At 62.7% G+C, this 22,951-nt stretch carries 19 protein-coding genes and 2 pseudogenes; 6 read left to right on the top strand and 15 right to left on the bottom strand.

Annotation, left to right across the window (positions count from 1 at the left end; all coding sequences use genetic code 11):
- Positions 1-172 precede the first annotated feature (172 nt).
- Complete coding sequence (locus BG57_RS12800; RefSeq protein WP_229754057.1) at positions 173-1,858, top strand: ABC transporter ATP-binding protein; 1,686 nt, start codon at positions 173-175, stop codon at positions 1,856-1,858.
- Positions 1,859-1,865: 7 nt separating this feature from the next.
- Here the strand turns inward: BG57_RS12800 and BG57_RS12795 are convergent, their stop codons facing one another.
- Genes BG57_RS12795 through BG57_RS12785 form a run of 3 tightly spaced genes read right to left on the bottom strand, consistent with a single transcriptional unit; the run spans position 1,866 to position 5,359 of the window.
- Complete coding sequence (locus tag BG57_RS12795; protein WP_052005774.1) at positions 1,866-2,717, bottom strand: ABC transporter permease; 852 nt, start codon at positions 2,715-2,717, stop codon at positions 1,866-1,868.
- A gap of 8 nt (positions 2,718-2,725) precedes the next feature.
- Complete coding sequence (locus tag BG57_RS12790; RefSeq protein WP_052005773.1) at positions 2,726-3,730, bottom strand: ABC transporter permease; 1,005 nt, start codon at positions 3,728-3,730, stop codon at positions 2,726-2,728.
- Positions 3,731-3,733: 3 nt separating this feature from the next.
- Entirely contained in the window at positions 3,734-5,359 is a 1,626-nt protein-coding gene (locus tag BG57_RS12785) for an ABC transporter substrate-binding protein (RefSeq protein ID WP_308743679.1), read from the bottom strand.
- Between the two features lie 227 nt (positions 5,360-5,586).
- Between BG57_RS12785 and BG57_RS31175 the strand changes: the two genes are divergently transcribed.
- On the top strand, positions 5,587-6,183 hold the full coding sequence (locus BG57_RS31175) for a carboxymuconolactone decarboxylase family protein (protein WP_052005772.1): 597 nt from the start codon (positions 5,587-5,589) through the stop codon (positions 6,181-6,183).
- Between the two features lie 97 nt (positions 6,184-6,280).
- Here BG57_RS31175 and groL read toward each other — a convergent pair whose 3' ends face one another.
- Both groL and BG57_RS12770 read right to left on the bottom strand, forming a co-directional pair.
- Entirely contained in the window at positions 6,281-7,921 is a 1,641-nt protein-coding gene (groL, locus tag BG57_RS12775) for a chaperonin GroEL (protein WP_035963487.1), read from the bottom strand.
- Positions 7,922-7,933: 12 nt separating this feature from the next.
- Complete coding sequence (locus BG57_RS12770) at positions 7,934-8,227, bottom strand: co-chaperone GroES (RefSeq protein WP_035963485.1); 294 nt, start codon at positions 8,225-8,227, stop codon at positions 7,934-7,936.
- Between the two features lie 275 nt (positions 8,228-8,502).
- On the opposite strand from BG57_RS12770, the pseudogene BG57_RS12765 reads away from it, so the two are divergent.
- Positions 8,503-10,234: pseudogene (locus BG57_RS12765) on the top strand (family 2A encapsulin nanocompartment cargo protein cysteine desulfurase); the annotation flags it as partial.
- Between the two features lie 211 nt (positions 10,235-10,445).
- Positions 10,446-11,810 carry an LLM class flavin-dependent oxidoreductase gene (locus BG57_RS12760; RefSeq protein WP_035963482.1) on the top strand — a complete coding sequence of 455 codons (1,365 nt, stop codon included), beginning with the start codon at positions 10,446-10,448 and terminating at the stop codon, positions 11,808-11,810.
- A gap of 47 nt (positions 11,811-11,857) precedes the next feature.
- Here the strand turns inward: BG57_RS12760 and BG57_RS12755 are convergent, their stop codons facing one another.
- The 3 genes and pseudogenes from BG57_RS12755 to BG57_RS33765 all read right to left on the bottom strand — a co-directional run.
- A complete protein-coding gene (locus BG57_RS12755; RefSeq protein WP_371875874.1) occupies positions 11,858-12,433 on the bottom strand; it encodes a peroxidase-related enzyme in 576 nt (191 codons plus the stop codon).
- Positions 12,430-12,945: a CMD domain-containing protein gene (locus BG57_RS12750; protein ID WP_035963480.1), complete on the bottom strand. Its 516-nt coding sequence runs from the start codon at positions 12,943-12,945 to the stop codon at positions 12,430-12,432. Before BG57_RS12750 ends, BG57_RS12755 begins: the two co-directional genes overlap by 4 nt.
- Positions 12,946-12,964: 19 nt before the next feature.
- A pseudogene (locus BG57_RS33765) lies at positions 12,965-13,150 on the bottom strand (FAD-dependent oxidoreductase); the annotation flags it as partial.
- Between the two features lie 8 nt (positions 13,151-13,158).
- Here BG57_RS33765 and BG57_RS12745 point away from each other — a divergent pair.
- Entirely contained in the window at positions 13,159-13,875 is a 717-nt protein-coding gene (locus BG57_RS12745) for a FadR/GntR family transcriptional regulator (RefSeq protein WP_035963478.1), read from the top strand.
- A 1,216-nt stretch (positions 13,876-15,091) separates the two neighbouring features.
- Here the strand turns inward: BG57_RS12745 and BG57_RS12740 are convergent.
- From BG57_RS12740 to BG57_RS12710, 7 genes are all read right to left on the bottom strand, one after another.
- On the bottom strand, positions 15,092-16,021 hold the full coding sequence (locus tag BG57_RS12740; RefSeq protein ID WP_035963476.1) for an electron transfer flavoprotein subunit alpha/FixB family protein: 930 nt from the start codon (positions 16,019-16,021) through the stop codon (positions 15,092-15,094).
- Positions 16,022-16,771, bottom strand: a complete 750-nt coding sequence (locus BG57_RS12735; RefSeq protein WP_035963474.1) for an electron transfer flavoprotein subunit beta/FixA family protein — start codon at positions 16,769-16,771, stop codon at positions 16,022-16,024.
- A gap of 51 nt (positions 16,772-16,822) precedes the next feature.
- Positions 16,823-18,010 (bottom strand): NAD(P)/FAD-dependent oxidoreductase, encoded by a 1,188-nt coding sequence (locus BG57_RS12730; RefSeq protein ID WP_035963608.1) that lies wholly within the window; start codon positions 18,008-18,010, stop codon positions 16,823-16,825.
- Between the two features lie 99 nt (positions 18,011-18,109).
- On the bottom strand, positions 18,110-18,895 hold the full coding sequence (locus tag BG57_RS12725) for an ABC transporter ATP-binding protein (RefSeq protein ID WP_035963472.1): 786 nt from the start codon (positions 18,893-18,895) through the stop codon (positions 18,110-18,112).
- Complete coding sequence (locus BG57_RS12720) at positions 18,883-19,653, bottom strand: ABC transporter permease (protein WP_035963469.1); 771 nt, start codon at positions 19,651-19,653, stop codon at positions 18,883-18,885. Before BG57_RS12720 ends, BG57_RS12725 begins: the two co-directional genes overlap by 13 nt.
- A gap of 10 nt (positions 19,654-19,663) precedes the next feature.
- Positions 19,664-20,686 (bottom strand): ABC transporter substrate-binding protein, encoded by a 1,023-nt coding sequence (locus tag BG57_RS12715; protein ID WP_035963467.1) that lies wholly within the window; start codon positions 20,684-20,686, stop codon positions 19,664-19,666.
- Positions 20,687-20,815: 129 nt separating this feature from the next.
- On the bottom strand, positions 20,816-21,817 hold the full coding sequence (locus BG57_RS12710; RefSeq protein WP_052005786.1) for a LysR family transcriptional regulator: 1,002 nt from the start codon (positions 21,815-21,817) through the stop codon (positions 20,816-20,818).
- A 124-nt stretch (positions 21,818-21,941) separates the two neighbouring features.
- Here BG57_RS12710 and BG57_RS12705 point away from each other — a divergent pair, with 124 nt between their 5' ends.
- A complete protein-coding gene (locus BG57_RS12705) occupies positions 21,942-22,946 on the top strand; it encodes a GlxA family transcriptional regulator (protein WP_052005771.1) in 1,005 nt (334 codons plus the stop codon).
- Positions 22,947-22,951 lie beyond the last annotated feature (5 nt).

Here is a 22,951-nt window from a genome sequence, read left to right as displayed (position 1 = left end):
GTTCAAGGTTGCAACTAACTGTCTAGCGCGCCAGTCGCCGGATGAGGGTGGAATGCCGAACGGCCTTTGGGGCACTGTGTTTAGCAGATTTAGTTAGTTCAGTTTGCGCGTATGCTCTGCTAAGGTCTCTGCCTTTGCCCGTCACCTTCTCATGTCCAGCGATTCCCCATCCATGCTTCTCCAGGTGCATCGGCTCAATGTCGATTATGGTGCGCACCGCGCCGTACGGGATCTTTCTTTCGATATTGCAGCGGGTGAATCTCTCGCGCTGGTGGGCGAGTCGGGTTGTGGCAAATCCACCACTGCCATGTCGCTGATGCGCCTGTTGCCTAAGCATGCGCTCACGCAAGGCACGGCGCGTTTCGAGGGCGTCGATCTTCTGAGTGCACCGGAAAGTCGACTCGCGGACTTGCGCGGCAGTCGCATGTCGATGATTTTTCAGGAGCCAATGACCTCGCTCAATCCGGTGCTGAGCATCGGCACGCAGGTCGCGGAAGCACTCATCCTGCACCGGGGTATGTCGCGTACGGCGGCGAAAAAGCGTGCGATCGAATTGCTCGATCTGGTGCGCATTCCCGAGCCCGCGCGCCGTGCGGACGACCATCCGCATCATCTTTCCGGCGGGCAGCGCCAGCGCGCAATGATCGCTGCGGCAATTGCGTGCGAACCCGTGCTTTTGATCGCCGACGAACCCACCACCGCACTCGACGTTACCGTGCAGGCAGGGATTCTGCGTCTGCTCGATGACCTTCGCCGCGATCTGTCGATGGCGCTCCTGCTCATTACCCACGATCTCGGCGTGGTGTCGGACTGGGCGGATCGCGTGATCGTCATGCACGATGGTCAGTCGGTCGAGGCGGGCCCGACGCGCGAGGTGCTCGATCGTCCGCGTCATGCCTATTCGCGCGGCCTGCTGGGCGCAGCGCTGGACTTGTCCGCCGACAAGCACTACCGCGATGCGCGTCTGCCTGAGATTCGGGCCGTGCTCTCGCCGGCAGGGAAGCCGGATTTCGCCCTCCATGTGCCGGAGCGTGCTGTACGGTCAGACCTGCCTGCAAGCAACGCGCCTTTCCTCTCGGTAGACCACGTGAACACGGTCTATGCGACCTCGCGTGGCGCGCGTCATGTCGTGCGTGACGTATCTTTCGATATCTCGCGGGGCGAGACGCTCGGTCTCGTCGGCGAATCGGGGTGCGGCAAGTCTTCGCTCTCGCGCACCATCATGCGCCTGATCGAACCGCAGTCCGGACGCATAGTGCTCGATGGCGCGGACATCGCGAAGTTGTCACGGCGCGAACTCGTCCCGCACCGGCACAAGATGCAGATGGTGTTTCAGGACCCGTATGCATCGCTCAATCCGCGCAAGACGATCGGGCAGATTCTGGCGTTCGCACTCGACGTGCAAGGCACCGTGCCCAGACGCGATCGCGAGCGCAAGATCAACGCCATGCTGGATGCGGTCGGTCTGCCCGCAAGTGCCGCGAAGCGTCATGCGCATGAGTTTTCGGGCGGCCAGCGGCAGCGCATCGGCATTGCGCGGGCGCTGATTCTTGAACCCGCGCTGCTAATTTGCGACGAACCCGTGTCCGCACTCGATGTTTCCATTCAGGCGCAGATCCTGAATCTGCTGTGCGATCTGAAAGATCAGTTCGGGCTCTCGATGTTGTTCATCTCGCACGATCTCGCCGTCGTGCGATATATCGCCGACCGCGTGATGGTGATGCAGGACGGACGGATCGTGGAGCGAGGCGGTCACGACGAAATCTGGTCGAAGCCGTCGCATCCTTATACCCGCGCGCTGATTGCGTCGGTGGCCGGGCAGCGTCACGGTGCGAGCAGCGATCCGGTCGCTGCCTGACACGGCTTCAGCGCTGCGCCCGTAGTCCGAACAGCGCGGCGAGACCATCGCCGAGCAGGTTGAGCGCCAGCACCGTCACCAGTATCGCGATGCCGGGCAGCGTCGCGATATACCAGTCCGTGCGCAAGACCTCGCGCCCCGCGCCGACCATGTTGCCCCAGCTTGCGACGTTGGGATCGCCCAGGCCAAGGAAGGCGAGGGCAGACTCAGTGAGAATGGCCGTGGCCACCAGCAAGGTCGAGGACACGAGCACCGGCGTCAGCGTGTTCGGCAACACCTCCGACAGGATGATTCGCAGGTCGCTCGCCCCTAGCGCGATGCTGGCCTGAACCATTTCCCCATGCCGCAGCTTCTGAGTTTCTGCGCGCACCAGCCGCGCGAGATTCGGCCAGGACGTGACACCGATGGCAAGTGCGATCGTCAGCACTGAGGGCTGCACGATGGCGACGATGGCGAGCGCGAACAGGAACGGCGGCACGGTCTGGAAAAACACCGTGATGCGGTTGATCTCGCGGTCCGCCCAGCCGCCGAAATATCCACCGAACAAGCCCGCCAGAACACCGAGCACGACACTGATGAGCGTTGCGGCAGCAGCGATCAGTAGCGACGCACGCGCGCCGTACAGCAGCCCGGCCAGAATATCGCGCCCGAGCATGTCCGTGCCGAGCGGAAAGGCCGGATCCTGCCCAGGTCGGAGGAAGGGCTCGGCGACAAGTTCGAGCGGGTCGCCGGGACGCAGCCAGTGTGCGAACAGCGCCGCGGCGATCACGCCCGCCAGCATGACGCCACCGATCAGCGCGGACGGTGCGCGCAGCCAGCGCCAGGAACGGGTGAGACGAGTAAGCGAAAGATCGGACATGAACGTTCTCAGACGATGCGCGGATCGAGCCAGCGGTTCACGGCGTCGGTGGCCCAGTTGACCAGCACGACGAGGACCGAGCTGCAGAGCAAGATGCCGAGCAGCACGTTAAGATCGCGGCGCACCAGCGCATCGAAGGCAAGACGTCCGAGGCCGGGCCAGGAAAACACGGTCTCCACCACGACCGCGCCGCCGATCACCGAGCCGATCTGCATGCCGAGCATCGTCACGAAAGGAATCAGCGCATTGCGCAGTACGTGCACGCGAAACAGACGCCAGGGACGCACGCCGCGTGCAATGGCGGTACGGACGTAATCTTCGCGCCGTACTTCGATGATGGTCGCGCGAATCAGCCGCGCATAGGTGGCGACATAGAACAGCGCGAGCGTGACAGCAGGCAAAATCAGATGATGGATCACGTCGACGACATGCGCCCAACCGTTGAGCCCCGATGAGATGGTCTGCATGCCGCCGACCGGCAGCCAGTCGAGCCACACGGAGAACACCACCACCAGCATCAGGCCGGTCCAGAACAACGGCGTCGCGAAACACAGCAGCGACAAAGCAGAGATGACGACATCGACCCATCTGCCCGCATACCACGCCGCCAGTGCGCCGAGCATGACGCCGACCAGCGCAGCGAGCAGCACGGCGGCGCCCATCAGCAGCAAAGTCGCGGGCACTCGATGCCAGATCAGTTCGGCCACCGGCATGCCTTCGCGAAACGAATAGCCGAGATCGAGATGCGCGAGATGACCGAGGTACTTGAAGAACTGCACGTAGAGCGGCTGATCCAGCCCGAACTGCTGGCGCAGCGCGGCGAGATACGCCGCCGACGCCCCGCCGGACTCGCCGGCGATGACCTGAGCGGCGTCGCCCGGCGCGAGTCTGAGCAGAAAGAAGTTCACCACCGCGATGCCGAGCACCACGCCCACGAGTTGCACGACGTGGCGCAGCGCGACGGACACCCATCGTGCGGCGCGCTGCGGGCCGGATAAGCCGAGATCGCTCATGTTTTAGGGATGCTTCGACGGGTCGGTGTACCAGACGTTCTTGAACGATCCGTAGACCTGATCGACGCCCGAGACCGTATCGTTCAGATCGGCCGAATGCACGGTGAAGAAGTGCAGTTCGAGCAGCGGCAGCGAGGGCAGGTCGGTCTGCACCTGACGCTGAAACTGCTTGAAGAGTTTCACGCGTTCGGCCTGATCCCCGGACGCCTGCGCTTCGCGGATCCATTGATCGACCTGCGCATTGCGGTAGCCCGAGCCATTGGTGAACGGAATGTTCTTGCCGATGCTGTCCGACTGATATTCACGCGTGACGCCCACTTGCGGATCGGAGAAGCCTGCATACCATTGGATCGTCACGTCGTAATCGCGGTCGCCATAGATGCGGCGCGTATAGGTCGGTGTGTCCTGATTGCGGATGTCGGCATCGATACCGATACGCTTGAACGCCTGCTTGATGAATTCTGCGCTGCGCAGGAATTCATCGCCATAAGGCAGATAGTCGATGGTCAGCTTGAAGCGCGTGCCGTTCGCCCCCGCCTTGTAGCCGGCCTGATCGAGCAGTGCATTGGCCTTGGCGACATCGTACGGATACTGCGGCACGTTCGGCTCGAAGAATTCGGTCAGCGTCGATACCACCGGGCTCACCGCCGGTTTCCCGAATCCGGACCAGACCACCCGGTTATACGCATTGCGATCGATGGCCAGATAAAGCGCCTGTCGGACGCGAGCATCCTTGAGTTGCGGGCGCTCATTATTGATATCGAGGAACAGCCACGGCGAGAGCCATTCGTAACCCTTGGTATCGACCTTGAGCGTCGGCAGCTTGGCGAGGCGCTGTGCATCGCGCGCGGGGACCGGGCTGAGCGGCGCATATTGCACTTCACCCTTTTCGAGCGCGGCAGTGCGCGCGCCGCCATCGGGAATCACGCGGTAGATGACCTTGTCGAGATACGGCTTGCCCTTGTCCCAGTAGTCCGGATTGCGTTCGAGCAGGATGTAGTCACCCTTCACCCACTTACGGAAGATGAACGGTCCCGTGCCGACCGGCTTGTTGTTATACGGATTGTTGAGAATGTCCGTGCCTTCATACAGATGCTTCGGCAGCACTTGCGCGCCGTTGCTGTTGAGCGAACTCAGCACCGCGAGCGAAGGCTTCGAGAAATGCACGATGACGGTGTAATCGTCGGGGGTATCCACGCTTTCCGCATTGGCGAACAGCGCCTGATTGCGCGGATGATATTTCTTCCAGACGTTTTCGAGTGTCCACTTCACGTCTGCCGAGGTGAAGGGCTTGCCGTCGTGCCACTTCACACCTTGACGCAAATTGAGCGTCAGCGTCTTGCCGTCCGGCGAGAACGCCCATTTCACCGCAAGGCCGGGTTTCAAGTGAAACGCATTGTCGTATTCGATAAGACCGTCGAAGACATTCGTACTGAAGATGCCGGTTGGCGACGACGTGCTCAGAGCCGCCGTCAGGATCACCGGCTCCGGCTGTGCGATGACCGTGAGCGTGCCGCCGCGTTTGGGCGTCTGCGCATGAACGCTGCTCAGGCCCGCGAGGAAAAGCGCCGCGATGGCGAGCGGCCGCGACCAGCGCTGCAGGAGCGTGGGCGAACTGTTGATGGACACGTGTGATTCCCCTTGGATCGATTTAATGTTCGTGGCGCGTCCGATAACTTTCCAGGACGGGCGGGACCGCACGATAGCAACAAAGCGCGCTATGCCGAACCAATTAAATCTGCGCTGCATATGACGGTTCGATGCGCACCGGTGGTGCATCGAACAGCACTGCGCAATGCGTACGAATGGTGTACGGTTCGCCTCTGCGACACAGAACTCCTCTCAATCTTCACGCCATGACCCATCAAGCCGAAGCCCGCTCACTCGCCGCGCTCGAAACGCGCAATGCCCACGCGCAGGCGTTTCGCCGCCTCTCGCAGCCGCACTGGAATGACGGCTTGTTATCGAGCCGCGACAAACACCTGATCGCCGTGGCGGTCGCTCAGGCGACGCGCTGCGAGTACTGCATCGAGCATCACGCGGAAATTGCCAAACGACTCGGAGCGTCGCTCGACGAACTGATCGCGGCGTCCTACATCACGGCAGCGCTGGAAACGTATGGTCGCGGTACGTTGCGCATCGACGAAGATCTGCGCGTCGGGCAGCCTGATTCGGCGCTGACGCAGACGGCGATCGGTGCGAGCCGCGATGAATTCGCAAGCGCAGTATTGCGCGACGACACGCTGCCCGTTGCGTTGCGTCTGGTCACGGCAGCCGCCGTTGCGCAGGCACAGGACAATCAGGCCTTGCGCGCACAGCTTCATACGCGCGCTGTAGAGAGCGGCGTGTTGCCGGGAGCACTCGACGAAGCCTACGCAGTCGCCGTGATACTGCGCGCCGGGGTGGTCTACGCCCACACGCTGCCGATTGCGAATTTATTCAAGGCATCCTGAATTTTGTGACAGTCCAGGTGGCGGAGTATTCGCATATAAGAAGCCCCGCATCGCGCGAAGCGACGCGGGGTTGCATGAAGCGGGCAAGCGGACAGAATCAGAAGTCGAAGCCCGGACCGCCCGCGCCGGGACCGCCGGGTGACGCAGCCGGTGCGGCATCCTTGGGCGCTTCGTGGATAGTTGCATCCGTCGTCAACAGCAGACCCGCCACCGACGCCGCGTTTTGCAAGGCCGTGCGCGTGACCTTGGTCGGATCGAGCACGCCGGCTTCGACCAGATCGCCGTACTCACCGGTTGCGGCGTTGTAGCCGAAATTGCCGGTGCCTTCGGCAACTTTAGACACCACCACGCTCGCTTCCTCGCCCGCGTTCGATACGATCTGACGCAGCGGCTCTTCGAGTGCACGCAGCACGATCTTGATCCCCGCGTTCTGATCCGGCGTTGCGCCCTTCAGATCGGCGATGGCCTGCTTCACGCGAATCAGCGCCACGCCGCCGCCGGGCACGATGCCTTCTTCCACTGCCGCGCGCGTGGCGTGCAGTGCGTCGTCCACGCGGTCCTTCTTTTCCTTCACTTCAATTTCCGTCGCGCCGCCCACCTTGATCACGGCCACGCCGCCCGCGAGCTTCGCCACGCGTTCCTGCAACTTCTCGCGATCGTAGTCCGACGTGGCTTCCTCGATCTGCGCGCGAATCTGCCTCACGCGTGCTTCGATATTCTTCGTGTCGCCCGCGCCGTCGATGACAGTCGTGTTCTCCTTGCCCACTTCCACGCGCTTGGCCTGGCCCAGTTCAGCGAGTGTGGCTTTGTCCAGCGTCAGACCCGTTTCTTCCGAGATCACCTGGCCGCCCGTGAGAATGGCGATATCTTCGAGCAAGGCCTTGCGACGATCGCCGAAGCCCGGCGCTTTAACGGCCACCGTCTTGAGGATGCCGCGAATGTTGTTCACGACTAGCGTAGCGAGCGCTTCACCTTCCACATCTTCCGCGATGATGAGCAGCGGACGCCCCGCCTTCGCCACCTGCTCGAGCACCGGCAGCAGATCGCGGATATTGGACACCTTCTTATCGTGCAGCAAGATATACGGCTCGTCGATGGCTGCGACCTGGCGGTCCTGATTGTTCACGAAGTAGGGCGACAGATAACCGCGATCGAATTGCAGACCTTCGACCACATCGAGTTCATCGGCGAGCGACTTGCCGTCTTCCACCGTGATGACGCCTTCCTTGCCGACGCGATCGATCGCTTCCGCAATGCGCTGGCCGATCGATTCTTCGCCGTTGGCGGAGATCGTGGCGACCTGCGCGATTTCCTTGCTCGTGGTTGTCGGCTTGCTGATCTTCTTCAGCTCTTCGACCGCAGCGATCACGGCGCGATCGATGCCACGCTTCAGATCCAGCGGATTCAGGCCTGCCGCAACATACTTATTGCCTTCGCGAACGATGGCTTGCGCCAGCACCGTCGCCGTGGTCGTGCCGTCGCCGGCGAGATCGCTGGTCTTCGATGCCACTTCCTTGACCAGTTGCGCGCCGATATTCTGCAACTTGTCCGCAAGCTCGATTTCCTTCGCCACCGACACGCCGTCCTTGGTCACGATCGGTGCGCCGAAACTGCGTTCGAGCACGACATTGCGGCCCTTCGGACCCAGCGTGACCTTCACGGCGTTGGCGAGAATATTGACGCCCTCGATCAGTTTCGAGCGGGCGCTGTCCGAGAAAACAATGTCCTTTGCTGCCATATCCGACACTCCTTATTTTGCGTTCACGACTGCGACGATGTCCTCTTCGCGCAGCACGAGCAGTTCGTTGCCATCGACCTTGACGGCCTGTCCCGAGTATTTGCCGAACAACACGCGGTCGCCCACCTGTACATCCGGTTCGACGCGCTTTCCGTCGGCATCGCGCCGGCCGGGTCCGACGGCGAGAATCTCGCCCTGATCGGGCTTCTCGGCTGCACTTTCGGGAATCACGATCCCTGACGCAGTGCGCGTTTCCTGGTCCAGTCTTTTGACGATCACGCGATCGTGCAAGGGACGCAAACTCATCTGCTATTCCTCCGGCGGCTACGGTTGATCTATCTGAATTGGCACTCTCACGAGGCGAGTGCTGACGGAACTGCGAGTATAGAAAGCACGACCGGACGGACCAAATACGCGTTTCTCGGATCGATAGCGTCGAATGCGCGCAATGCAAATCATCGCCGGCGGCCGGCGTGCATGCGCGCTTCTATACAAATGAAAATTGCTTGGTTCGGCTTCGGGACCGCACCTCGGACAATTGATTTTGATGGCTATAGACGGCCTTGTTTTACGAAAGCGTCATCAGCAATCCTGCGCCGCCGGGGTCCGCGCTAGCGGGTCCGGGCGGGACGGGTACGGGCATTCCGGGCAATGCGATCCCGCAAGGCATAGTGCCCGGTGCGAATCTCGCGCCCTCGTCACCGCTTCATGTGCTGGCGCTCGGGAACCGCGTGCCTGCGCTTGCCCCGCATGCGGTTGCGCATGACGGCGTGCCGGATCTCGTGCAAACGGTCGCGCCTGCGCTCGAACCGCGTTTTGGTGGCGCCGCGCTCGGTACGGAACCGGTGGAGGCGGAACGTCCGGCGGCATCGCAAGCAGTGGCGTCGGGCTATTATTTTTGGAGTGAAGGCGGTCAGCCTTCGTTTCCGCAGCGCAACGGCCTGAAATCGATCGATACGGAATCGTTTGGATTCCATAACGAGGATTTCCTGAAGTCGTTGTCATTGGAACCACCCGTCGCACCAGCCTCCGCGCCGTTTTATTTCACCGACGACTCGCGCACGCACGCCAAACCGCTTGCGCCGTCGGCGCATCCGCCATTCGACCTCAACGCCATTCGTCGCGATTTCCCGATACTTCAGGAGCGCGTGAACGGCAAGCAACTGGTCTGGTTCGACAACGCCGCGACCACGCAGAAGCCGCAGGCGGTGATCGATCGGCTCGCGTATTGCTATGCGCACGAGAATTCGAATATCCATCGTGCGGCACATACCATCGCGGGGCGCGCGGCCGACGCCTACGAAGGCGCACGCGATACCGTGCGGCGCTTTATCAACGTGGCATCGACGGATGGAATCATCTTCGTGCGTGGCACGACGGAAGGGATCAATCTGATCGCGAAGTCGTGGGGCGTGAAGAATGTCGGCGAAGGCGATGAGATCATCGTGTCGCATCTGGAGCATCACGCCAACATCGTGCCGTGGCAGCAACTCGCGGCGCTGAAGGGCGCGAAACTGCGCGTGATTCCCGTCGATGATTCCGGTCAGGTGAAGCTCGACGAGTATCAGCGCATGCTCAACGGACGCGTGAAGATCGTATCCGTGACGCAGGCGTCGAATGCGCTGGGCACGGTCGTGCCGGTGCAGGAAATCGTGGCGATGGCGCATCGTGCGGGTGCGCGTGCGCTGGTGGATGGCGCGCAGTCTGTATCGCATATGCGAGTAGATGTGCAGCAGATCGATGCCGACTTTTTCGTGTTCTCGGGCCACAAGGTTTTTGGACCGACGTTGCATCGACGCGGTGTATGGCAGGCGTGACGTGCTGGAAGATATGCCGCCGTGGGAAGGTGGCGGCAATATGATTCAGGACGTCACGTTCGAACGCACCGTGTTCCAAGGGCCGCCGAATCGCTTCGAAGTAGGGACGGGCAATATCGCGGATGCGGTGGGTCTGGGCGCGGCGCTGGATTATGTCACGCGTATCGGCATCGAGAATATCGGGCGATACGAACATGATCTGCTCGCGTATGCCACCAACCTGCTTGCGCCGATTCCCGGTGTCAGATTGATCGGCACGGCGAAGGATAAAGCGAGCGTGTTGTCCTTCGTGTTGAAGGGGTATGAGACGGAAGAAGTGGGTAAGGCGCTGAACGAAGAGGGCATCGCGGTGCGCTCGGGGCATCACTGTGCGCAGCCTATTTTGCGGCGATTCGGCGTGGAAGCGACCGTGCGGCCGTCACTCGCGTTCTACAACACGTGCGATGAAGCAGATCGCTTCGTCTCGGTAATGAAGCATCTGTCGGGACGTCGTTGAAGCAAAGCGCGGATGGTGATGCGACTCACCTCGCACATCATCTGCGCTTCGTTTATGGAGGGCCCCGCAACTGCATGGCGAATGCAGTTTGCATTCCGGCGCGCGCGATTTCCTTATATCGCGTCAGCGCATAAGCGTATGAAAAGATCGTCAAACGGCAGGGCGGCCCGAACCTTAGACTCTAGGGTTAGCCATTTTTACCCGGACTCCCATGCCCCGCCAGATCCGTCTCAACGCGTTCATGATGAATTGCGTCGGCCACCTTGCCCCTGGTCAATGGACCGCACCGGGCGACCAATCCGTCTCCTATCTGAATACGCGCTATTGGGTCGACCTTGCGCAAACGCTCGAAGCCGGCCTGTTCGACGGTCTTTTTCTGGGCGATGTGACCGGCCTCTACGATGTCTACGGCGGCAGTCCGGACGCCGCATTGCGCACCGCCGCGCAAACGCCGATGAACGACCCCGTACCGCTGATTCCGCTGATGGCGCACGCAACACAGCACCTCGGCTTCGGCGTGACGGTTTCGGTCGCCTACGAGGCGCCGTATCTGCTTGCCCGGCGGTTCACGACGCTCGATCACCTGAGCCAGGGACGTGTGGCCTGGAACGTCGTCACGTCGTATCTGCAAAGCGGAGCGCGCAGTCTTGGCCAGAACGAACTGCGCGCGCACGACGAGCGCTACGATCGGGCCGACGAGTTTCTCGAGGTTTGCTACAAGCTCTGGGAAGGAAGCTGGGAAGATGCCGCGCTTCAACGCGATGCATCACGTGGCATATACGCCGACCCTGCGCGCATCCACTCTGTCGAGCACAAAGGCCGCTATTTCGATAGCGAAGGCATTTTTCAGTGTGAGCCATCACCGCAACGAACGCCGCTGCTGTTTCAGGCGGGCGGGTCGGCGCGCGGCACTCGCTTCGCGGCGCGGCATGCCGAATGCATCTTTCTCGGCGCGCCGACGCGTAATGGTCTGCGCAGTTCGGCGCGCGCCATCCGCTCGGCACTGAGCGAGGCGGGGCGCGAACCGGACAGCGCGCTGCTGTTCGCCATGCTCACTGTGATCGTCGATGAAACCGCCGAGCGCGCGCAAGCCCGTTACGCCGCGTATCGAGAACGCGCGAGCGACGAGGGCGCGCTGGCGCTGCTGTCGGGATGGACCGGCATCGATCTGTCGCGCTACCGGCCGGACGATACGCTCAGCTATGTCGATACCGACGCCGGACAATCCGCGCTCGCGTCGTTCAGCAAACTCGATCCGGAACGCGAATGGACCGTGCGGGACGCGGTGGAGTTCGTGTCGATCGGTGGCCGCGGCGCGGTCGTGGTCGGCGATGCCGCTCAAGTGGCCGATGAACTGCAGGCGCTGGTCGAAGAAACCGGCATCGATGGTTTCAATCTGACCTGGGTCGAGTCGCCGCGCACCTTTCACGACATCGTGCAATACCTCGTACCGGAACTTCAGCGGCGCGGCGTCTACAAGCAGCATTACGCCGAAGGCACGCTGCGCGAAAAGTTGCTGGGGCAAGGTGCGCGTTTGCAGGCGCCGCATATCGGCGCGAGTTTCCGGCGCGGTTGATCCCGTACACGCGGGCTTCGGACCGCGTGCGGCGCTTCGTTCTTGCTTCAGTCCGGAAGCACCGGCTCTCCGAGTGTGAGCATCAGCCGGTTGGCCCACGCAAACATCGCCACCGCGTAGGACAGGTCGAGGATCTCGGGCCGGGTCAGCCCCGCCGCCGCGAGTGCGGCGACAGACTCTGCATCGATCGATTCCGGTGCGAGCGTGAGATCGATTGCATAGCGCACGATGGCGCGCTCGCGGTCGGTGGTGCCGGCCGTCTGCGGGTCGGCGAAGACCTGTGCGATCACATCGTCCCGCTTCGCGAGTTGAGTGAAGCGCTGCGCATGCACCGATGCGCAATACACACAGCCGTTGACGCGCGACACGACCGTGGTGGCCAATTCGCGCTCGGCGCGTGGCAGACCGCGAGGCGCATACATGACGCTGTTGAACGCACCCGAACGCTGTTCGAGGATCTGCGGCTCGTGAGCCAGCAGAAGATAGTAATCGGACGTCTTCGCCTGCGGATGACTCTTTTCCAGTACGGCGATTTGCTCCGGCGTGGCCTGCGACAGGTCCGCCTTGTCCAGCCACGAAGTCCATCCGAGCGTCTGCGAAGTGAATGCATGGGAGCGCATCATGCCGACGCCTCCAGTGCCCGCAGCGCTGCCACGACCCGTACCTGATATGACACGAACGCCACCAATTGCGACAGCGCGACGATGGCAGGCGTGGACAGCCCGACGTGCTCGAGTTTGCCGAGCGCTGCCCGGTCGGCGCTTGCGTCGAGCACGCTCAGCGCGCGCGTATGCGCAAGAATCGCGGTAAGCCGGGCTTCCGTTCCGGCCGGTGCCAAGTCGTCGGCGATGAATGAATCGAGCACGTGTCGGACGTCGCCCGCTTCAATGGATTGCCGATAAAAGTCCGCAGCATCATATGCGCGGGCAAAATGTGCGGCATAGGCGGCTGCGGCCAATCTCTCGTCGAGAGAAAGCCCTGTCGCATCGGGTGCGAACAGCGCATCGAAGCTGCCCTGTGTGAAGCGTGATGCATCGCCGCGCGCGGCGCGTAACTCGGCCGTCGTGCCATGCGGTGCAATGCCGGCAAGCCGCGCGACGACATCGTCGTCGGAGAGTCGGAGGGGGGGAATCATCGAAGCTCCTTGAGAAAGGTTAAGGCGCGTCCGCGTCTCGCCATTCGTCGCCGAGCAACTCGGCTCTGTCGAAGGCTTCGAGCGCAGCGAAATGCCGGTCGCGGTCAGCATCGAACAGCATGGCGGCAATGCCGCGCGCCAGTCGCTGCGCGCCGTCGCTGATGGCGGGCACATCGCCCGCGACATTTCCGTGCGAAAGACTGGAGCAAAAGAATGAGCGACGTTGACAGTCGTGGCAGCACGGTTCGGGCGGCCGGCGCGAAGACGCTGGCAGCGTATCTGCGTGAAGAGATCGCGTCTGGTCGGTTGAGCGAAGGGGCGAAGTTGCCTGCCGAGCGCCTTTTGAGCGAGCAGTTTGGAGCATCGAGAGGGGCCGTCCGGAGGGTGCTCCAGGATTTGAAAGAGCGCGGACTGATCACGCAGTCCGTCGGCAGCGGCACTTTCGTGCGGCCCGGGGCTGCCAGTACATTCCCTGCGAGGATTCGCGAGCGAGCAGAACCGCCACCGGAGGACCAGACGAGTCCCGCTGAACTGATGGAAGCGCGACTCCTGATCGAACCGCTTATGCCTCGGCTTATCACCCGCAATGCGACGGGCGCAGATTTCGCAAAGATGATCGAATGCATCGAGCGCTCGGAGGCCGCGCAGACTATCGAGGAGTTTGAGCATTGGGACGGTCAGCTCCACCGAGTTTTCGCACTTGCAACGCATAACTCTTTTTTCCTCAAGATCCTTGAGTTGACGAATCGCGTGCGAGAGCAAGGCGAATGGGGGCGCCTTAAAGCGCGCTCGCTGACTCCGGAACGGCGCAAGGAATATGAGGCCCAGCATCGTGAAATCGTTGAAGCCCTCAGAGACCGCGACACAGATGCAGCGGTGAAGGCGCTTACTGAGCATCTTATTGGTATTCAGCACAACCTCTTTGGCTAGAAGAGAAACGCTAGCGCCAATTCATGCAACAGCGAGCTACAGGACTATCGACGTTATCCGACCGCAAAGCGTTGATCGCCTGTGCGTGGGGCCGTTCGCAGCAGTTCATTTAGTTCCCGCTTGTAAAAGCGTGCCAGCACGTTCGTACCGTGACCGCACGTGTCCTCGCTGCCAGGTATTAGAAGCAGCCGGCCGTTGCGCACAAATTGCAAGCCCGCTCCATCAGCGGTCTCCGGCGGACAGCGCTCATTGTCGGCGGCGTTAATGGCGAGGACCGCAGCCTCACGCTCCCTAGGTCAGGCACAGGGGTTATAACCGCGTGCGGCGTTCCACTGGTATGTAGCGTCGTTGGCATCGAGTTCGAACGGCTGCGCCAACCTATCGTCGACCGACTTATCGGCCAGTTCGATTGTCGGCGCCGCCTTCCGGCAGGCGAGGGTGCCACCGTTGGTCGCAGGGCGAAAATGGCAATCAAAAGCCGCAACGAACGTGGCTGACTGGGGTAGTCGTCGCCCCGGTACTCCGCATCATCTCGAAACAACTCGATAGGCATGCGGCGCGGCATCCCGCTGCGACCGGACATCTCCGTCGGATGTGACGCCATGAGCACGAGCGCGTCCATGAAATCCCCAGCTGACCGCGTCCGTTCAACGGCGGGCGCTTTCCATGCCGGACTCGCGGCTTCGCCCGGCGTCGGCCCACCCACGCCTGCTTCCACTGTAACCACCTTGTGTGCACGCGCTGCAAGACGCCATGGAGCGCTGGTGATGCGTCGTTTTCACGCGTTGAAGAAGAGGCAGCGGCACTGCGGGATCACCCCGGTTCTCTGTGCCGCAGACAATCGCTGTCGCCGCACGTCGATGCGAGGGGCGGCTCACCTTCCGATAGCCGACGTTGAGACGACGGCAGTGCGAGCGTCGCCTATGGGTCGGGAGGCGACACGCGCGCTGGTCGTCGATGACAGGCGGACCTCGCGTAACAGCTAGCCAAGGAAGCGAGGGCCGCGGAAAGGTGTGAAACGGCATCTTTCGATCGGCTCCGGAAACGCTGTCAAGCCAGTTGGCATCGTCGACAATTAGCGCTTTCGTCGCCTATGAACACGGGAGGGCGGTTATATGCCGGGGACAGCAGACCAAGTCCACACGAAGTAAGCGCGCATCGACACGCTGCTTCAAGGCAGGATCAGGAGGCGGTCAATCCCACGGGACTCAGCCCATCACAACCCCCTCACGAGCTGCGGCACCGCCTCGAACAGATCGTCCACGAGCCCGTAATCCGCGACGCTGAAAATAGGCGCTTCCGCGTCCTTGTTCACGGCGACGATGACCTTCGCGTCCTTCATGCCGGCCAGATGCTGAATCGCGCCCGATATGCCGACCGCGACATACAACTGCGGCGCGACGATCTTGCCCGTCTGTCCGACCTGCCAGTCGTTGGGCGCGAAACCCGCATCGACCGCCGCGCGCGACGCGCCGACCGCCGCGCCGAGTTTTTGCGCGAGCGGATCGAGCAGCGCGAAGTTCTCCGCGCTTCCCATGCCGCGCCCGCCCGAGACGACGATGCGCGCCGACGTAAGCTCCGGCCGCTCGCTCACCGCCATCTCGCGACGCACGAAACGCGCGCGCAGCGTCCCCGCGACGGCCTCTTTCGTGTCGACGGGAGCGCATGCGTCGGACAACGGCGCGGCATCGAATGCAGTGGTGCGGATCGTCAGGACCTTGATCGCGTCATCGCATTGCACGGTGGCGATGGCGTTGCCCGCGTAGATCGGCCGGTCGAAGGTATCGGCGTCGTGAATGGCGATGACATCGGAAATCTGCGAGGCATCGAGCTTCGCGGCGACGCGCGGCGCGACGTTCTTCCCCGACGCCGTCGCCGGAAAGAGCACATGCGTATGGGACGGCGCGAGCATCAGCACCTGTGCGGCGACGTTCTCCGCGAGACCATCGGCGAGATGCGATGCATCGACGAGCACGACGCGATCCACGCCTTCGATACGGCTCGCGGCATCGGCCGCGCCGCGCGCATCGTGACCCGCGACCAGCACGTGCACGGGCGCGTTCAACTGGCGCGCGGCGCTGATCGTATTGAGCGTGGCCGCCCTGAGGCGCGCGCCGTCGTGATCCGCAATGACGAGTGTGCTCATTCAAATGACCTTGGCTTCGTTCTTGAGTTTGTCGACGAGCGCGGCGACGTCGCTTACGCGCACGCCCGCTTTGCGCGCCGCCGGTTCGACGACCTTCAGCGTCTTCAGGCGCGGTGAAGGATCGACGCCGAGATCGGCGGGACTCAGCGTATCGATAGGCTTCTTCTTCGCCTTCATGATGTTGGGCAGCGTCACGTAACGCGGCTCGTTCAGGCGCAAATCCGTCGTCACGATGGCAGGCAGCACAACCTGGATGACTTCGAGACCGCCATCCACTTCGCGCGTGACCGTGGCGGTATCCGCGCCCATCTCGATGTGACTCGCGAAGGTCGCCTGCGGCCAGTCGAGCAACGCGGCAAGCAACTGGCCCGTCTGACCGGCGTCGTCGTCGATGGCCTGCTTGCCGAGAATCACGAGTCGCGGCTGTTCGCGCTCGACCGCGGCCTTCAGCAACTTCGCGACGGCCAGCGGCTGCAATTCCGCGTCCGTCTGAATGAGCACGCCGCGATCCGCGCCGATGGCTAGCGCCGTGCGCAGCGTCTCCGTGGTTTGCGCCGGACCGCACGTCACCGCGATCACTTCGCTCGCGTGCCCGCCTTCCTTCAGGCGAGTGGCCGCTTCGACGGCGATCTCGTCGAACGGATTCATCGACATCTTCACGTTGCTCATTTCCACGCCGCTTCCATCCGCCTTCACGCGGACCTTCACGTTGTAATCGACGACACGTTTCACTGCTGCCATGACCTTCATGGTTGCATTCCCTGGTTCGAATCCGATGAGAAAAGCGCGGCGCCGCGCGCCTCAGGACACCGCGCCGACGCCGTATTTGCCGGTCAGCAATGCGCCGGTCGCAAAGCGTTCGACGGAATACGGCGTGAGCGACACATCGGTCGGCAAGCCGAGCGCGGCCTGTGCGAGCACCTTGCCGACGGTCGGCGACAGCTTGAAGCCGTGCCCCGAAAAGCCATAACCGACGACGAGACCTTCGATGCCCGGCAACGCGCCGAGCACGGGATTCCAGTCGGGCGTGACGTCATACACCCCCGTCCACGACGACGCGATGCCCGCCGCCTCGTATGCCGGAAAGCGTTCGGCGACCTGCGCGCCGACTTCGACTACATAATCCATCGAGATATCGCCTTGCTCGATGTCCGCTGTGCCGAGCTTCTCGCCAGCAGTGCCTTCGCTAACGAGCATCTGATTGCCGCCGTAGCTGCGGCAATACAGCATGCCCGGCGATGCGAGGTCCTTGAACACCGGCATTGTGTACGTATAGGCCGCGCCTTCGCATTCGAGCGCGAGCACCGCGTGACGCTCGGGCGACACCGGCAGCGTCGCGCCGGTCCAGCCCGCGAGTTCCGGCGTCCAGATGTTCTGCGTGCTGACCACCATCGATGCCGCGAAATCGCCCGCGCTCGTCGATACGCCACGCACCCGGCCGTTCTCAATCAGCAAGCGATTCACCGTGACGTTCTCGCGGATCGTCACGCCGCCGCGCCGCGCGGCGCGCGCGAAACTCGTCGCCGTGAGATAGGCGTCGGCGAAACCGGCTTCGGGCTCGAAGCCGATCAGTGCGGCATCGTCGAAACGCGCGATCGGCATGAGTTCGTGCGCCTGTTGCGCGCTCAGCAATTCGAGCGGAATGCCTTGGCTCTTCTGCTGTTCGAGCGATGCGCGCAACGGCTCGACCTTGTCGCCATCGGCCGCGACGATCATATAGCCGCTCTTGACGATGCCGCACGATGCTTCGTCATCGCCGAGATAGGCCGCGAAGTCGTTGAACACGGCCCACGACTTGCGCGCGAGCTCGACGTTCTCCTTCACCGAATAATGCGTGCGCAGAATGCCCGACGATTGCGACGTCGTGCCCGCGCCGATAGTCGCGCGATCCAGCACGAGCACGCTTTTCGCGCCCAGCTTCTGAAGATGAAACGCGACGGAACTGCCGATCACGCCGGCCCCGATCACCACCACGTCATAGGTATTCACTGTTGCGCGTCCTTTCTCATGCGGATGATGATGCAGTGTGCCGCGTCGCTGCCGCGATGCCGCATCCATAAGCGAAAACGATGCTAAGCAGAAGCGATTTCACGCAGCGCCTTCGAGTCCCTTCATGACTTCCGCCTGCACCGTTTCCCAGATCGATTTCTTCATCTCCAGATACGCGGGCGAAAGCTGCACTTCGGCGCTGCGCGGCAACGGCAGATCGTTGCGGATGTCCTGCACGATGCGCCCCGGCTTCGCGCCCATCACGATCATGCGCGTGGAGAGCATCAGCGCTTCGTCGATGGAATGCGTGATGAAGACGATGGTCTTGCCGCTCTTTACATAGAGCGACAGCAGTTGTTCCTGCAGCACTTGCCGCGTCATCGCGTCAAGCGCGGCGAAGGGTTCGTCGAGCAGCATGACGTCCGGATCGTTCGCGAGCACGCGCGCGATCGATACGCGCTGCTTCATGCCGCCCGACAGCTTGCCGGGATAGCTGTCCTCGAAGCCCTTCAGTCCGACGGCTTCGATATGACGCCGCGCCGCCTCACGCCTTTCGGCCTTGCCGACGCCGCGCATCTTCAGCCCGAACGCGACGTTCTCGCTCACGGTCTTCCACGGAAAGAGCGCGTATTGCTGAAATACCATGCCGCATGCGGGCTCGACATCCTTCACTTCCTTCCCGTTGACGAGCACGCGGCCCTGCGTCGGCTGTTCGAAGCCGGAGATCATGTTGAGCATCGTCGATTTGCCACAGCCCGACGCGCCGAGCAGCACGACGAACTCGCCCTTCGCGATATCGAGATCGACTTCCTTCAACACCTCCAACGCGCCATAACGCTTCGCGACGCCTTCGAGCCGGATCATCGGATGATTCATCGTTGCCATGACAGCACTCCGCGTTCGATGAGCCGGAACACGGCATCCGTCAGGAGCACCGTGATGCTGATGAGCACCATGCCGAGCACGACGGTATCGGTCTGGAAGAACTCGCGTCCGTTCATGATCATGAAGCCGAGACCCTGTTGCGCCGCGACGAGTTCGGCCGAGATCACGCAAGTCCACGAGAGTCCGAGAATCACCTTCATGCCCGACAGAATCTGCGGAATGCAGCCGGGCAGAATGACTTCGAACATGACCTGCCAGCGGTTCGCGCCGAGATTGCGCGCCGCGCGGATGAAGATCGGATCGATGCTGCGCGTCGCGTCGATCACATACAGCAGTGCGGGCGCGAACGAGCCCATGAAAACGATGCTGTACTTCTGTGTTTCGGTGATGCCGAACCACAGCAGCGAAAGCGGAATCCAGCTCATTGACGGCAGCGGTCGCAGGAACGACAGCAGCGGATCGAACACCGCGCGCGCCACACGCGACGTGCCGAGCATGATGCCGAGGGGTATCGATACGACCGCCGCCGCGAGAAAGCCGACCATCACGCGGCGCGTGGACGCGAGCACGTTGTCGAAGAGCGAATGCTGATTCCACATGCGGATGCCGCGCGCCAGCACTTGCGATGGCGCAGGCAGAAAGACCGCTTCGACGAGACCCGCGCGGCACACGAGTTCCCACAGCAGCAGAAAGCCGATCAGCGAGCACGCGCTGACGACGAGCAGGCCGCCGCCTGCCCATTTACGATTCGATGCCATCCGTCGAGGCTCACAGATAAGTTGCGTTGATCCAGTCCGCTACCTTCGGCGACTGATCGATCTGCTTCAGATCGACGAGCATGTCGGAGAGCTTCTGAACGCCATCGACGAACGGTCCCGGCTTGCCGCCGCTGCCCACGAAAAGCGCTTTCTGCTGCGCGTGCGAATACCACTGCGTCTGCTTGAGAATCGCCAGTTGCTCGTCTTCCGACAGATTCGTGAGCGTCATCAGAATGGGCGCCGCCTTTTCGGGGCTTTGCGTCATCATGTCGCTGGCCTGCGCGATGCCTTGCAGAAAGGCCTTGGGCACCTCGGGATGCGCGCTCGCGAACGCCGTGCGCACCAGCAGCACGTCCGGTCCCGGCGTCAGTTGATACGGCTTGTAGAGCGAGAACGACGAATCGTCGAGCAGGAGCTTGGTGTCGGGCAGCGCCTTGATGCGGTCGAAGGTCGGCGTCCATGCGGCGGCGGCATCGATCTGATGGCCGCGATAAGCGGTAAGCAGTTCGTTCGCGGGCAGATTGATGATGCTCACGTCCCTGGCCGGGTCCATGTTGGCCTGACGCAGCACGTCGAGCAGCAGCACATGCGAACTCGATGCATACGTGACGCCGATCTTCTTGCCCTTGAGATCCGCGAGCGACTTCACGCTGCTGCGCACGAGCAGCCCTTCGGACTTGCCGAAGTTATTGGGCGTGGAGATGAGCTGGAACTGCTTCGCGCCGTTGGCCATCAGCGCGAGCGCCGAGACGACGCCCGTGCCCGCGATATCGATATTGCCCGCCATCACCGCGCCCATGCGCGCCGAGGACGTCGAGAACGATTGCCAGCGGCAGTCGATGCCGAGCTTCGTAAAGATATCGGTCTTCATCGCGACATACGCCGCGTAGTGGCCGAGCCAAGCCGAGCCGCCGTAATTCACGGTCGTCGCCGCGCGCGCGAGCGGCGCGAATCCCGCGCTGAAACCCGCCGTGGCCGCAGCCGCGCCGATCCAGGATGCCTGCTTCAGAAATGTACGGCGATTGCTTGTCATCGTTATGCCCTGTCTGAATGTGAGGTGGGTCCGGCGGTCTGTTTCCGATGGTAGTGGCGAACGTCGCCCGGCCATTAAGCCATCTGACCGAATCAGAAACTCTTATGTTTTGAAGCAGTTCCGCTAATTTCATGCTGCGCCGCGCGCATCGAGGTCATGCGCGTAGACGTCGAACAGTTCGGCGGGCATGCCGGGCAGGGCGGCGAGCAATCCCGGCGCGATCACGTCGCGCGCGACGGCGATGGACTCGCGCGACACGGCATCGGCCATCGCGGACCATTCGGAGCGGCGCGTGAGAATGTAGAAGTGTCGATGTCCGATGCGCGTGGCGGGCAGCGGCACGACCGTCACGTCCGGCAGATGCGCGCGCGATTGCCAGAGACACAGCGGCGATGTGATCGCGCAGCCGAAACCGGACGCGACGAGACTGAGCAGCGGATCGGTGTCGTCGAACTCGTAGCGGTTGGGCGCATGGAAGTTCATGTGCCTGACGAGCCGCTCGACCTGTTGCCCGATTAGCGAGCGTCCCGTGTAACGCAACAGCGGCAGGTCGCGTACGACGTCGTGAAAGTCGCGCGGCTTGCGGCCCGCGCCGAACGTTCTCGGCGCAACGGCGACGAACGTCTCCGAGAACAGCGGACGCAATTCGACGCGGCGCGGATCGAGCGTTGCTTCGGTGCAGATGGCGAGATCGAGTTCGCGATTGGCGAGTTGTTCGCTCAGCGTCGGCGTGAGGCCGGACCACATCGAAAGCGTCTTCATGCGATCGGACAGGCGCTGCACGAGATGCGGCCCGACGCTCGCCGCGAACGAATCCACGCAGCCGATGCGCAGACTCGGCGCACCTTCGCTTGTCGCGTTGCGCACGTTATGCGAAACCGCCTGCGCATGTCCGAGCAGCGCGCCCGCCTGTTCGAGCAGAATGCGGCCCGCCGCGTTCGGCCGCACCGGCCTGAACTCGCGATCGAACAGCGCCACGCCCTGTTCGCGTTCGAGTGCCGCGATGAGCTGGCTCACCGCGCTTTGCGTGACGCCCAGCACGCGCGCGGCCTCGGTCATCGAACGCGTTTCGCAGACCGCGACGAACGCCTGCAATGCACGCAGGTCTACCCCGACGAAAGTGTTTCGCATGGTTTCCTCCCGCGCCCATTCTGCCGTATAAGCCTCGTCGCGCTCTGTTCGCACGGGTATTTTCGCGGCGATAATGACGGGCAGACGCATCGAACAAGGCGCCTTCGCTTAGGCGGAGGTTTTCATGGTCCATCTCACGCGCCGCGCTTTGATCTCTCACTCTCGTTCGTCCGATGCCGGGCCGCGCCGGTTCGTGTTTCTGCTCGCGGACGGCTTGTCGATGATGAGCCTGTCGTCCGCCATCGAGCCGCTGCGCTCGGCCAATCGCCTCGCGGGCGACACGCTTTACGACTGGACGCTCGTGAGTCTCGACGGCGAGCCGGTGCATTCGTCGAGCGGCATTGCGCTTGCGGCGCGCATGTTCGACGACGTCTACAAGGACGCCGATTACGTGTTCGTCTGCGGCGGCCTGCGTCTCGCGCCCGCGCTCGAACCGGCCTTCGTCGCGGCGTTGAAGCGCGCGGCGCGCACGCAGGCGGTCATTGGTTCGCTTTCGACGGCGACCTATCTGCTCGCGCTTGCGGGCTTGCTCGACGGCTACCATTGCACGATCCACTGGGAGAATCTCCCCGCGTTCACGGAGGCGTTTCCCGATCTGATATGCAGCAGCAAGCTGTTCGAGATCGATCGCGACCGCATGACGTGCTCGGGTGGCATCGCCGCGATGGACATGATGCTGCATCTCATCAAGACTCAGCAGGGCAGCGATCTCGCGGTGCGCGTCGCCAATCAGTTTCATCACGAACGCATGCGCGATACCGCCGACGATCAGCGCGGCTGGCGCGATCAGAATCACGCGAGTTTGCCGCGCGGCATCCGCCGGGCCATTGAAATGATGCGCGCGCATGTCGAGACGCCGTTGCAGATCAACGATATCGGCTCGGCCATCGGCATGACGTCGCGGCAGATGGAGCGTCTGTTCCTGCGGCATCTGAACGCGACGCCCGCGCGCTATTACGTGCAGTTGCGGCTGGAGCGCGCGCACGACATGCTGACTTATTCGAGCGTGCCCGTCGCCGATGTCGCCGTGGCGACGGGATTCGCGTCGCCGTCGCATCTGGCGCGCTGGGTGCGTCGCGCGTACGGCATCAGTCCGACGGAGTTGCGCGCGGCGCAGCCGAGATCGTGACGCGC

Source organism: Caballeronia grimmiae, assembly GCF_000698555.1.
Classification (GTDB): domain Bacteria; phylum Pseudomonadota; class Gammaproteobacteria; order Burkholderiales; family Burkholderiaceae; genus Caballeronia; species Caballeronia grimmiae.
The sequence above is the reverse complement of the archived record's forward strand: the minus strand, read 5'-3'. Positions and strand labels throughout refer to the sequence as shown.